Raw genomic sequence first — 11,971 nt, 5'->3', positions numbered from 1 at the left:
TTGCTCTCCCCTTGCGATTGGCTGATCCCTGCTGATCACGACCCCATCAGCGGTTTTCGCCTTTGTCAGACTTACCCTTTCATGTCTTTCTCGATTTTCTTCAGTTTTTTCTTCTGCTTGCACGCTTTTTCCTGTTCCCCGGCCCATGGCTCATTGCTCAGCTTCTGCAGCTCATTCATCAGTTTTTTATCCGACGTGACATGAATCTTTGTTTCCGGAAACTTTTTCTTCAACGCTTGCGAGACTTCCTTTTCGATGGTCTCCAGACGAAACCGGTTGAAATTGCTGACCTCGATCGCCACATCCAGCTCGTCATCAATCTGAACCGCGACCGCCTTGTCAACGCCTTTTACCGCTTTTGCCTCTGCGATCGCCATTTCTTCCCATTTCTGATAGCGAATCGGTGTCGGGTTGCACATCGGGTCCTCCGCAGAGGTTTTCGCTTTTATCTGCGGTTTGGATTCCTGCAAGCAGCCTGTCAAAAACAAGGACAGGGACATGACGATTAACAGTGTGGTACACATCTGCCAAGACCTCCTGATGCCAATTTGCGTACCTATATGTTTTCCTTAAAAGCCGTTTTCAGTCCAAAAAAGAGAAGAATGTAAACAGAGGAGCGGCTTGCCACGTTTCCCGTTATTGGCTCGCCACGGGAAAATATCCGTGCTCATGGCTGAACCGCAGAATGGTATAGCGATCACGCAAATGGTGCGCTTCCTGCAGCGCTTTTTGCACCAAATCGGGAGATATTCCTAGCTCTGCTGGATCGACAGGGGCCCCCACCGCTTGCAGTGTGGAAGCCAATTGCTGCGGAGCCGGGATTTCATCCACCAGCGCCTTGATGGGTTCAAAATGAGGGACGATTTTTTCATCTTGACGCACGTGCTCATCCTGAAGCAGGCGCTTATACAAATCGGCGATCATGACCGTCGCCACTGCCACTTTTTCTCCATGCAGCACCTGTGGCACTCCCGTTTCCAAAAATGCCTGCTCCCAATAATGCGACAAATGATGCTCTGCGCCAGAAGCTGGACGGGAATGGCCTACGTAGAGCATGGCCAGTCCGGACTGCACAAGCGACTTCATCAGGGTGGTTATCCCGCTTTCACTGCCCTCTTTGATTTCATCCAGCTGCTCCACGCATGCGCTGAGCGCTTGGCGCGTCCATTTTGCTGCAGTAACGCAATAAGGTTCACCATTCATCACATGGGAAAAATACCAGTCCACTAAGGATGTATATTTCGCCAGCATGTCGCCGACCCCGGCTGCCCACAACCGCCGTGGAGCGGCGCAAAGCACATCGACATCGGCAAAAACAGCGACTGGACAAGCAGCTTGCACCGTGATTTTTTTCCCTTTGACGATGATGGGGGCACCAGCCGATGTAAAGCCGTCGACGGAAGGAGCCGTTGGTACAGCGATAAAAGGCTTATTCACTTGGTGGCTGACATAGCGGACAATATCGTGGATCGTGCCAGCGCCTACAGCCAAGAGAACTTCCACATCTGGCGGCATTTCCTGTCTGACCTGATCGATCGCGCTTTCATCAGCGACGACATCCCCTTGCCGGTCGGCTCTGAGTATGCAGACATGCAGCGAAGCTTCTTTACTCAGGTCGTGGGCAATTCGCTCACTTGCCGCCGCAAAGGTGTTGGCATCCGCCACAAGCATGACATGTCGCCACTGCCTCTCTTTCAGATAAGAGCCGAGCTGCGACAATGCATTTTTCTCGATCCGTATCTCCATCTCGATGGAATGATGGCTCCCGCATAAGCACTCCATGTCCCTACTCCCTTTCACGCCTTTTTGCCAATCGTATCATATTCCATGAACATTTTGGCAATTGAGCCGTGATCACGCCGTCTGCCATGACTGCCCCCCCTGTTGAATACGGAGTGACGGCTGTCGGATTGGCTGCGGTATTTCGAGCTTTGAGATCCTCGCTTTCCAGCACGAGATGCTCTACCAGCTGATAATCGCCAAACTGTCTGGCTTCGCAAGTGAGCAGCAGACTCGCTTCCAGGCCGCGATTGACCGCGAAGATGGTCAAGGCTTCCTCTGCCTCGTTATACACCGCCATCGCATCGAGATAAGGCACATCGGTTATTTCCTTGCTGTCGTACTTCGGTGAGGAAATGATCGGCCGCAGCGCTGTTCCTCTGCCATAGACGGAAGTGTGCATAAAAGGGTAATAGATGGTTTGCCGCCAAGCTCCTCCCCCTTTTTCGGTCATGATCGGGGCGATCACATTCACCAGCTGGGCAAGGCAAGCGATCTTCACACGATCTGCGTTCCGCAGCAGCGTGATCAGCATACTGCCGACCAATACCGCATCTTCATGGGTATATATATCCTCTAAGAGCGGCGGTGCGATGGACCACGGCTGCTGCTTTGCATCTGCTTCCCGGGAGTGATACCACACATTCCATTCGTCAAAAGACAGGTACATCTGCTTTTTGCTGCGATTTTTCGCCTTGATATAGTCGCAGGTCGCAATCACCGACTGGATGAACGCATCCATCTCCATTGATTTTGCCAAAAAGCTGGGTGTATCGTTCTCCGGATTGCCGTAATATTGGTGCAAGGAAAGATAGTCCACTTGCTCATACGTATGGTCCAGCACCGTCGCCTCCCACTCCGGGAAGGTGGGCATCTGCCGACTGGAGCTGCCGCATGCGACCAGCTCGATGGAAGGGTCCACCCACTTCATCACCTTGGCCGCTTCGCTGGCGATCCGCCCATACTCGACCGCTGTCTTCTGACCGATCTGCCACGGGCCGTCCATCTCATTTCCCAGGCACCACGTCTTGATCCGATGCGGGTCCTTGTAGCCGTGCGAAATACGCAGGTCGCTCCAGTATGAGCCGGACGGATGATTGCAGTACTCGACCAGATTGCGGGCGGCATCTATTCCCCTCGTCCCCAGATTGACAGCCATGTTCACTTCCGCATTGACCAGTTTGGCCCAGGATACGAATTCATTCGTCCCGATTTGATTGGGCTCCAGACTGCGCCAGGCCAGATCCAAGCGTTTTGGCCGCAGCTCGACGGGCCCTACTCCATCCTCCCAGTTATATCCGGAAACAAAATTGCCACCCGGATAACGGACGATCGGAACCTTGCATTCCTTCACCAACGCCAGCACATCTCTGCGAAAGCCTTGCTCATCGGCTTCCGGATGATCGGGCTCATAGATGCCTTCGTAGACGGCGCGCCCCAAATGTTCCACGAAGGAACCGTAAAGGCGCGGATCAATGTCCCCGATCCGGTAATCCTTATCGATGATCATTTTCGCTTTTCTTTCTACTTGCATGGTTGCACTCCTCCTTGTTTTTCATTCCTATCCCTTAATTCCGCCTACGGTAAGGCCGGAAATGAAATAGCGCTGGAAGACCAGATACAGAATCATGATCGGGATGACCGACAGAATCGCACCTGAAAGCAAAATGTCGTAGTTGTTGCCATACGGGGTAAGCAGAGAGGAAAGCCCGATCGGCAACGTAAACTTTTCCTCGCTGTGCAGCACGACCAGAGGCCACACCAGATTGTTCCAGCTGGTTAGCGCCTGCAGGATGGCCATCGCTCCAAATGCGGGAGCCATCAGCGGCCGCATGATCCGAAAAAAGATGCCGAACTCCGTGCATCCGTCAATCCTCGCCGCATCGATAAAGTCACGGGGAATCCCGATGGCATATTGGCGAAAGAAGAAGACGGCAAAGGGGCTGACCACAAACGGGAGAATGACGCCCCAATACGTATCGATGAGGCGCAGGCTGACGATCAGCTTGTAGAGCGGCAGCAAAATGATTTCGATCGGGATCATCATGACAAACAGGACGGTCGCAAAAATGATGTTTCTCCATTTGAATTGGTAAACAGCCAACGCATAGCCCACCATCGAGGAAAACAGCAGCGCAAGCGCCGTGTTCAGAACGGTAATGATGACGCTGTTGCTGAACCAGACAAAATAGATGCGGCCATCCGCGAGCAAATAGTAGTAATTGTTGAGAGAGAGGATTTCTGGCTGCAGCTGCAGATTTAGTCCGTAGCGCAACAGTTCGGTAGAAGGTTTGAACGAAGCGAGCAGCAGGCAAAAAAAGGGAAACAGCGCCAAAAAACTGAGTACGGCAAAGAGCGCAAACAAGAGCAGAGACAGCCATTTCTTTTTCGCATACATGACTACTCCTCCCTCCGAAATTGCCCAAACAGCTTGAGCTGAACAATATTGATCACGAGAATCGTAACCAGCAGCACGATCCCGATCGCGGAGCCGACGCCCATGTTGAAGTTTTCAAAGCTTTGCTGGTAGAGGTAGCCGATGAGGGTCAAGCCGATATCCCCGGGAGAATGATTGGTCCAGAACACATAGCTTTCTGTAAACATCGTGAACCCGCCGTAGATGCTAATGGTTAGCACATAAATGGTCACGGGCTTCAGCAGCGGCAAGGTAATGCGAAAAAATTTGCTGAGCGAGCCAGCCCCATCGATTTCAGCGGACTCATACAGCTCCTTCGGAATGTTTTGCAAGCCCGACAAAAAGTAGAGCAGATTGATGCCCATCCATCTCCAGGAAGCCAAAGCCACCATGAGAAACATCGCGGTGCCCCCCTCCATCGCCCATTGCTGTGGAGAAAAGCCCAGTTTGATCAGGATCGTATTCATCGGTGCCGTATCCATCTCGCCAAAAATGAGGCGGAAAATGGCGCCGCCCACTACGATCGAGGTCAGAGCAGGCAGGAACAGCGCAGAGCGGAACAGCACGGGTGCGAGCATAAAGCGGGAATGGATCAGCACGGCCAGGACCAAAGGGACGGGGATCAGAATGATCAAGGTCCAGATCGTATAGATCACCGTGTTGGAAACGGCTGCATAGAAGTGTTCATTGTTCAAAGCCTGGTAATTTTTCAAGCCGACGAACGTTTCCTCGCCTGGCAGAATTTCCTGAAAGCTCATGTAAAAGGCGCTAATAATCGGATAGAGCATAAACAGCAAAAAAGAGATAACAAACGGTGCGACAAAGAAATAAGGGGCCATTTTCTGCGAATGGAAGAATGAACGGAGACGTGTGGGCTTTGTTGGCACCGTTTTGCTATCGGCAGGTGCGGAAACTTGACGATCCATTTTCTTTCCCCCTTCTTTTCCAGAGGAATTGCTTGACCGCCTGCTCAGTACCGTTTGGAGAACAGGCGATCCGTTTGGCTACTTGCGCAGTTCGTCGGCCGCCTTCTTCAGAGCGTCCTCAGGCGTCATGCTGTTTTCCTTGAGCGGCTTAAACAGGACGTCTTTGCGGATCAGATCGATCGCCTGAGGTGTTTTTTCCGAGATGTTTACCGGCTGGATCTCGTCTTTGATCTCCAGCAAGATATCAAAGATTCCGTCGCCGAAATAATCGGTGTACTTGTTTTTCTCCTTGATTTCCGGAGCATCCCATACATCCCAGCGAATCGGGTCAAAGCCCATCGTTTTCCAGACACGGATATTGCCCTCTTTGGAAAGCTTCGCATATCCGAGGAATTGCCTTGCCAGCTCCAGCTGCTTCGACTGCTTGGTAACGACTGTGCCAGTGCCCCCCATGCCAGCGGAGCGTTTCCCTCCCGGCTCCCAGCTCGGCATCGGGCGAATGACGATCTTTCCTTTCAAATCGGGCATGTATTCCAGGAAGCGGCCCATATACCACATCGGCATCAAGACAGAGGCAGCTCCTCCTTTATTCATGAAGCCGTAGTATTCTTCTTTATGATGGTTGCCTCCTGGTGCGGGGACCGCAATCTTGCTTCCATGCACCATCTCGTGCAGGAACTTCAGCGTCTTGATGTTCGTCTCATTATCGAGCGTGACTTGCCCATTTTGATCGAACATGTCGGAGCCTTGCTGGGCGATCATCGGCCAAAATGTCCAGTTGTCAATCACCTCAACCGTCGTCATCGGCTTTCCGGTTGCGGCCAACACCTTTTTCCCGGCCTCCGCGTAATCCTGCCATGTCTTGATGTCGTCGATCTTTACACCGGCTTGATCCATGATCTCCTTGTTGTAATACATCACGGTTGCCCCGACGTGGAAATCAATCCCGTAGTTGTGACCGTTTTTGCTGTAAATGTCAAAACGCGATTGGATAAACTTGTCTTTCTCCGGTTGAATCAAGTCATCCAGTTCAGCCAAAGGGATGTTGCTGCCTTTTAAAAAGTTGCCGAATTTGCTGATTTCGATATCTGCGATGTCAGGGGCTCCTACCCCCGATTGCAAAGCGATCAACAGCTTGTTGTGCATTTCTTCGTAGGGGTAGACATTCGGCTTCAGCTAAATTTGCTGATCCGGATGCTGCTGATTCCAATCCTTCACGGCCTCTTCATAAAACCGGACGTGCAGTTCATTAAACGTCCAAAAGGTAAGTGTCGTTTTTCCTCCACTGTTTCCCGCACCAGCTTGACTCCCCCCTTCCGTCGTACTGGAGCAGCCGGATAGGACGAGTGCAATCTGCAGAATAAGTGCGAGCAAAAGCAAACCGATTCTTTTCATCACGTTCTCCCCTTTTCCCCACATTTGGCTACAACAGAAATGACATCAATACAATGGATCTCGAGCATCGTGAACGCACACGAAAAAGTTCATGATTAACAGACCGTGTGCGCACACGAAATTGTGCAATTGTATTTTCCTTTCGCTTTTCCCCCCTCATATCGTCGCCCCAGGAATGATGCGATACGGCAATAACGGAATAGCTGGTTCCTCCTGACGATCCAAAATCCCAACCAAGCATTCCACCGCTTTGACCCCAATCTCCTCCACCGCATATTCCACCGTGGTCAATGGCGGCGTCACATATTTTAGGACATCGATGTTGTCGAAGCCCATCAACCCGATATCTTCCGGGATCCGCAATCCCTTCGCTTTCAGCGCATTCATCACTTCCAAGGCGTAGTAATCGCAGGAGCAGATAATGGCTGTTCGCGGGACGCTCCCGGTTAGGGCGATTTGGTCCAGGGCATGGATGTAATTTCGCTCTTCGATCAGGATAAGCCGCTCTTCCAGCCCCGCTTCCCGGAGCGCCTCCTTGCACCCTTCGTATCTTTCTTCTTGCGTGTAAATATTGCTTTTCCCCCGAAAAGCCAGAGGCGGGCAAATGTAGATATAGCGCTCATACCCTTTGTCGATAATATACTGGACGGCATCCTTCATCGCCTGCCGATCATCGATCCCGACATAATTCCAGTCCTCGGACAGACGATTACAAATGGTTACAATCGGCGTTTGCAGCCTTTTGGCAAACTGCTCAAACTCTTTTCCCTTATTGACGGTAAACAGAATGATCCCGTCTACCTTGCGAGTGATCAGATGCTCGAGACATCTCAGTTCGTTTTCCTGATTCTTGTCGGTCAGCACCAGATCGACGAAATATCCGAACTCATTTGCCTTGTCAGCGATGGCGTTCATCAGCTGGGCAAAGGAGCGGTTGTGCACATCAAACAGGATCACCCCCAATGTCATCGTTCTTCCTTTTGCAAGGCTTCTTGCCGTGTGGTCGGGTCTGTAATGCATTTCCTCTGCGATTTGCAAAATCTTCTTTTTGGTCTTTGCACTGATCCCGGGCCGATTGTTCAACGCGCGATCGACTGTCCCTACAGACACTCCACACAATTCGGCAATGTCCTTGATCGTAATTCTCATAGCGCCTCCTGCAATCAACGGTTTTCTCGGGCTGCTTCCCATTTTCGTGTACGTACACGGATTTGAAAATAATGGGATCGTGTGCGGTCACGTAAAATGTATCATGCTGTTGGAAACGCTGTCAATTTCATTTTCTGACTATCCACAAAAATATGAAAACGTCCCGAAATCTATGAAAACGGTTTGTGCATTCATGGCAACATGAGCGATAAACTCCTAAACATTTTTCCGTGGTTTGGAAAGAGTTGACCCGATGTATTGGCGCACATCAATACGGAAAGGCCAAGATTACAAAATAATACATAGACAAATGATAATTTTGTTTATTATAATGCAAACATAATTTATTTTCGTTTGCAAATGATAAGGAGGTTAAAAATGAAAATACCAACTACTTTCCAACATAAGCCTGTTGTCATCTCAGAAAACTACGAGCGCGTTGACGGCCGCCTTGCTCGAAATACGGATGCAAAAGGCCTCTCTTTAGGATTGGTTCATCAGAACGATAAAGGAAAGGTCGATATTTCTGCCAAGGTATGGAGACAAACGGGCGAGCAATGGTCACCGCAATCGGAGGAGCTGCCACTCCATCGTGTTCTCGATTTGTCCATTCTGATTTGTCGGTCCGTTGCGCATTTTCGCGAAGCTTACCGATATGAGCATTTATATGATCCGCAGAAGCCCGTCATCGACCGGGTTGGCCTGCAAGGAGATGCCATGGACGTGGCGATCTGTACGGACAATGAGAGAATAAACGAAGACATTCAGCTGTTTAGCCAAGCTTTGAGCAATGATGATGAGATGATCAGCGAACGTTTGCGCATATTATCCACAATGTTAAAGGACATGGGGTATTAGCTTGACGGGATTCATGTTCTAGGGTCTTCCTGGTATTGTTGTCGCATCCCCTGAAGTCCAGCATCATGACGGGTAGGAGGAGTTATTCATGATTGAAAATGAAGAAAATTTTTTGTTGTCCCCCGCAAGACAGCTGACGGATGAAGAAAAAAAGCTCGTCTGGAAGAAGCCAGTCTCTCATAAGGTCAGCGAAGAAGAACGGCGCATTAGCAAAGAAGTAAAGCGCAACTGGCATCGTGGGGAAATGAAAATTGCCAATATTTTGCTAGAAGGTGACGCAGGTTCCGGTAAAACACAACTGGCAAAAGCCTTATCCGCTAATTTCGGGCTGCCGTATACAAAAGTAACTTGTTTTGCCGATATGGATAAATCCGATATCATCGGGGCGATTTTGCCAGTGATTCCTCCTGAACGATTAGAGGAACTGGAGCCCGTGGAGCAAACCGTTTTGAAAGCAGTCTATGAGAGCGATGGGTTTCAAAGCATCACTGAAGTTTTGATGGACGCACTGGGAATGACACAGGAGCAGGCCGCCTCAAAAATGAAGCATTTGCTGAAGCTTGCTGGTGAATGCGCGGATGGCGAAGCGGTTGAGTACCGATTTTACCCTTCGGAGATCGTCAGGGCCTATCAAAAAGGTTATCTTCTGGAAATACAAGAACCGAATGTCATTCGTGATGCCGCGGTATTGATGGCGTTAAACTCAGCCTTGGAGCTCGATGGCAGCATCAACCTGCCCACGGAAATCATACGCAGACATCCGGACTTTGTCGCGGTCATCACAACGAATCGCAGCTATGCTGGGTCCAGGCCACTGAATGAGGCATTGCGCGACAGGGTTCAGCACACAGAAAAGATGGATCTGCCCACCAAAGAAGTCATGATCGAACGCGCTATGGGCAAAACCGGTTATCAAGATGAAAAGGTATTGAGTGCATTGGCGGATATCATTATCATCTTGGACAAAACAGCCCGGGCCAATGCGATAAAAGGCGTGGCTGGAATGCGTTCATTCTTCTATTGGGCCGACGCCGTTGCCAATGGAGCCTCCGCCACAGAATCCCTTTACCACAAAGTCATCTACAAGATCACAACGGATTCCGAAGAAATTGCCATTTTGGAAGAAGCACTCCGAAATCATGGGTTGCTTTCCAGCTTGGAAGAGGCCCAGATTGAAGAAAAAAAAAACGAAACGCTAGCGATGCAATCGAAATCAGGACATGGGGCCATATAGACGACTCCGGTTTTGACGATGAACGCTCTGCGGAAAAACAGGGTATCGCATTAAAAAAGTCCGCAGATAGCGACGTAAGTTCTTCTCGTGTCGCTTTTGATTCTGCCCATATGGAAGGTTCAGGTTTTGGGGACAATGCTTCTCCCAAATATCATCAGACAAATCCAGAGTCACGGGCAGAGGATGCCCAACAAAAAGATCGCGATTTCCGCAAAAAGCTGAATCAAGTCGCAAGGGAGATTGTGTCTGATTCGATTCATAAACATATAAAACTCATTGTGCACCGTCCAGATTACGATCAGGAAAATCAACAGGAATATGCTGCACTATGCAAGGAACTCATGCCGATCGTACGGGAAATCGCCCGAAAGACACTTCCGCTCCTCGAACATGAGATTTCTTCAGAATTCGCCAGGAATCATTACTATGGAAGCAAATTCCAGGCTGACAGCGTTGCTTACAGGGATTATCGGCATTTTGCGAAGAAACGTCCCCCCACTGAATCCCCCTCCCTTGTTGTCGGTCTAAGGGTTGATGAATCTGCATCGATGTCAGCGTTTGGTAGACTGGAAGCAGCAAAACGAGCGGTAATCGCGGTCTATGAATTTTGTCAAATGTGCAATATTCCCATATTGATATACGGCGATACTGCAGATGTTTCCAAGCTGGAGCAAATGTCGATCTTTGCATATGCCGACTTTGATAAAATGGATTCCGCTGATCGATTCAGGCTCATGCGGATCCGGGCAAGAAGCAATAATCGTGATGGAATGGCTCTTCGCATCATGGCGGAACGGTTAGCTGTCTCCCCGCAGCAGACCAAGCTGTTGATCAGCATCAGTGACGGACAGCCAAAAGCGATGGACGACTATACCGGCAGTTATGCCATGAAAGACATGCGGCAAACAATCGAGGAATATGAACGGAAAGGGATTACTTTCCTTGCAGCCGCAATCGGTCAAGACAAGGATGTCATTAGCGAAATTTATGGGGATGAAAGATTTTTGGACATTACCAATTTGCATGAACTCCCTGCAAAGTTGGTTCGAATAATCGCTCGATATTTGTAATTTTAACTCTTACCAGAGAAAAGCCGATGAGTCCTTTTCAGAATCTCATCGGCTTTCACGTGTTTTACAGTTTGTTAAACGTGTCAGTGAGCACCGGCACGATTTGCTTTTTACGAGAAACGACGCCTTTCAGCACCGCTTGGTTATCTGCCAACTTCACATTGTACGCTTGTTCTACCGCGTTTGTCGCACGACCGAGTGCCAGACCCACCGAATCGTTGTTGAGAATGTCGGTCACGACAAACAGGAACAGATCCAATCCTTTTTCCTCAATGATGTTGGAAAGTGCGGTTTCCAGCTCGGCTTTGCGTGCCAGCACATCATTGACATCCACCGCATTCACTTGGGCGATTTCTACCTTGTAGCTGCCCATTTGGAATTCCTTGGAGTCCAGGGAAATCAGCTGGCTGATCGTTTTATCAGACAGGTCGGCGCCTGCTTTCAGCATTTCCAGACCGTAGCTTTCCAGATTAACCCCTGCGATCTCAGCCAATTCACGAGCGGCTGCCACATCTTGCTCCGTGCAGGTTGGCGATTTTAACAGCAGCGTATCCGAGATGATCGCGGACAGCATCAATCCTGCAATCTGTTTTGGAATTTCTACGCCGTTTTCTTTGTACATCTTGCGCAGGATGGTGGTAGTGCAGCCTACAGGCTCGGCACGATAGTACAAAGGATTGCTTGTTTCGAAGTTCGCGATGCGATGGTGGTCGATGACCTCAATCACTTCTACGCTCTCAATGTCGTTTGCGCTTTGCTGACGCTCATTGTGGTCGACCAAAATAACGGTTTTTGCTTCGTTGGCCACCGTTTCGACCAGACGCGGCGCCTCCACGTTGAAATAGTTCAAGACAAATTGTGTTTCGCCGCTGATTTCACCGAGACGAACCGGTTCTACAGATGCACCTAGCTTTGTTTTCAAATCTGCATAGACAATGGCCGAACAAATCGAATCGGTGTCCGGGTTTTTATGCCCGAAAATAAGTGTTTTTTCCATGAGAAATGCTCCTTAATCTTATTTTGGCGAGAAAATTATACCATAGAAATGGGGCATCTGCCCATTGGCGAATGCAACTTTATGCAAATGAAGAAGCTGCCCGTAATGAAGTGACCCCAAAAAGTTAGACACGTTTGTTTAATTAAG

General features: G+C 49.7%; 10 protein-coding genes and 1 pseudogene. 3 read left to right on the top strand and 8 right to left on the bottom strand.

Annotated elements, in window-relative coordinates:
* Positions 1-71: 71 nt before the first annotated feature.
* From EIZ37_RS16195 to EIZ37_RS16165, 7 genes and pseudogenes are all read right to left on the bottom strand, one after another.
* Positions 72-524 carry a YhcN/YlaJ family sporulation lipoprotein gene (locus EIZ37_RS16195; RefSeq protein WP_134685808.1) on the bottom strand — a complete coding sequence of 151 codons (453 nt, stop codon included), beginning with the start codon at positions 522-524 and terminating at the stop codon, positions 72-74.
* 112 nt (positions 525-636) lie between these two features.
* On the bottom strand, positions 637-1,782 hold the full coding sequence (locus tag EIZ37_RS16190; protein WP_134685807.1) for a sn-glycerol-1-phosphate dehydrogenase: 1,146 nt from the start codon (positions 1,780-1,782) through the stop codon (positions 637-639).
* Between the two features lie 4 nt (positions 1,783-1,786).
* Positions 1,787-3,313 carry an arabinosylfuranosidase ArfA gene (arfA, locus tag EIZ37_RS16185; RefSeq protein WP_134685806.1) on the bottom strand — a complete coding sequence of 509 codons (1,527 nt, stop codon included), beginning with the start codon at positions 3,311-3,313 and terminating at the stop codon, positions 1,787-1,789.
* Positions 3,314-3,340: 27 nt separating this feature from the next.
* Complete coding sequence (locus EIZ37_RS16180; RefSeq protein WP_134685805.1) at positions 3,341-4,177, bottom strand: carbohydrate ABC transporter permease; 837 nt, start codon at positions 4,175-4,177, stop codon at positions 3,341-3,343.
* A 2-nt stretch (positions 4,178-4,179) separates the two neighbouring features.
* Positions 4,180-5,121, bottom strand: a complete 942-nt coding sequence (locus EIZ37_RS16175; protein ID WP_134685804.1) for a carbohydrate ABC transporter permease — start codon at positions 5,119-5,121, stop codon at positions 4,180-4,182.
* A 78-nt stretch (positions 5,122-5,199) separates the two neighbouring features.
* Positions 5,200-6,516: pseudogene (locus EIZ37_RS16170) on the bottom strand (ABC transporter substrate-binding protein).
* 156 nt (positions 6,517-6,672) lie between these two features.
* A complete protein-coding gene (locus EIZ37_RS16165) occupies positions 6,673-7,665 on the bottom strand; it encodes a LacI family DNA-binding transcriptional regulator (RefSeq protein ID WP_167568935.1) in 993 nt (330 codons plus the stop codon).
* A gap of 378 nt (positions 7,666-8,043) precedes the next feature.
* Between EIZ37_RS16165 and EIZ37_RS16160 the strand changes: the two genes are divergently transcribed.
* The 3 genes from EIZ37_RS16160 to EIZ37_RS16150 all read left to right on the top strand — a co-directional run bounded on the left by EIZ37_RS16160 (position 8,044) and on the right by EIZ37_RS16150 (position 10,827).
* Positions 8,044-8,523 carry a DUF6530 family protein gene (locus tag EIZ37_RS16160; RefSeq protein ID WP_134685802.1) on the top strand — a complete coding sequence of 160 codons (480 nt, stop codon included), beginning with the start codon at positions 8,044-8,046 and terminating at the stop codon, positions 8,521-8,523.
* 88 nt (positions 8,524-8,611) lie between these two features.
* A complete protein-coding gene (locus EIZ37_RS16155) occupies positions 8,612-9,757 on the top strand; it encodes an AAA family ATPase (RefSeq protein WP_134685801.1) in 1,146 nt (381 codons plus the stop codon).
* 110 nt (positions 9,758-9,867) lie between these two features.
* Complete coding sequence (locus EIZ37_RS16150; protein WP_134685800.1) at positions 9,868-10,827, top strand: vWA domain-containing protein; 960 nt, start codon at positions 9,868-9,870, stop codon at positions 10,825-10,827.
* Positions 10,828-10,891: 64 nt separating this feature from the next.
* On the opposite strand, the gene EIZ37_RS16145 is transcribed toward EIZ37_RS16150, so the two are convergent.
* Entirely contained in the window at positions 10,892-11,824 is a 933-nt protein-coding gene (locus EIZ37_RS16145) for a manganese-dependent inorganic pyrophosphatase (protein ID WP_134685799.1), read from the bottom strand.
* Positions 11,825-11,971 lie beyond the last annotated feature (147 nt).

Origin of the sequence: Brevibacillus migulae, assembly GCF_004521915.1 — a bacterium.
Classification (GTDB): domain Bacteria; phylum Bacillota; class Bacilli; order Brevibacillales; family Brevibacillaceae; genus Brevibacillus_F; species Brevibacillus_F migulae.
Note: the sequence above shows the minus strand (reverse complement) of the source record. Positions and strands in the feature narration are given on the sequence as shown.

Coding starts and splice junctions, on each gene's coding strand:
- EIZ37_RS16195 (WP_134685808.1), bottom strand. CDS start 524: ATGTGTACCACACTGTTAATCGTCATGTCCCTGTCCTTGTTTTTGACA.
- EIZ37_RS16190 (WP_134685807.1), bottom strand. CDS start 1,782: ATGGAGTGCTTATGCGGGAGCCATCATTCCATCGAGATGGAGATACGG.
- arfA (WP_134685806.1), bottom strand. CDS start 3,313: ATGCAAGTAGAAAGAAAAGCGAAAATGATCATCGATAAGGATTACCGG.
- EIZ37_RS16180 (WP_134685805.1), bottom strand. CDS start 4,177: ATGTATGCGAAAAAGAAATGGCTGTCTCTGCTCTTGTTTGCGCTCTTT.
- EIZ37_RS16175 (WP_134685804.1), bottom strand. CDS start 5,121: ATGGATCGTCAAGTTTCCGCACCTGCCGATAGCAAAACGGTGCCAACA.
- EIZ37_RS16165 (WP_167568935.1), bottom strand. CDS start 7,665: ATGAGAATTACGATCAAGGACATTGCCGAATTGTGTGGAGTGTCTGTA.
- EIZ37_RS16160 (WP_134685802.1), top strand. CDS start 8,044: ATGAAAATACCAACTACTTTCCAACATAAGCCTGTTGTCATCTCAGAA.
- EIZ37_RS16155 (WP_134685801.1), top strand. CDS start 8,612: ATGATTGAAAATGAAGAAAATTTTTTGTTGTCCCCCGCAAGACAGCTG.
- EIZ37_RS16150 (WP_134685800.1), top strand. CDS start 9,868: ATGGAAGGTTCAGGTTTTGGGGACAATGCTTCTCCCAAATATCATCAG.
- EIZ37_RS16145 (WP_134685799.1), bottom strand. CDS start 11,824: ATGGAAAAAACACTTATTTTCGGGCATAAAAACCCGGACACCGATTCG.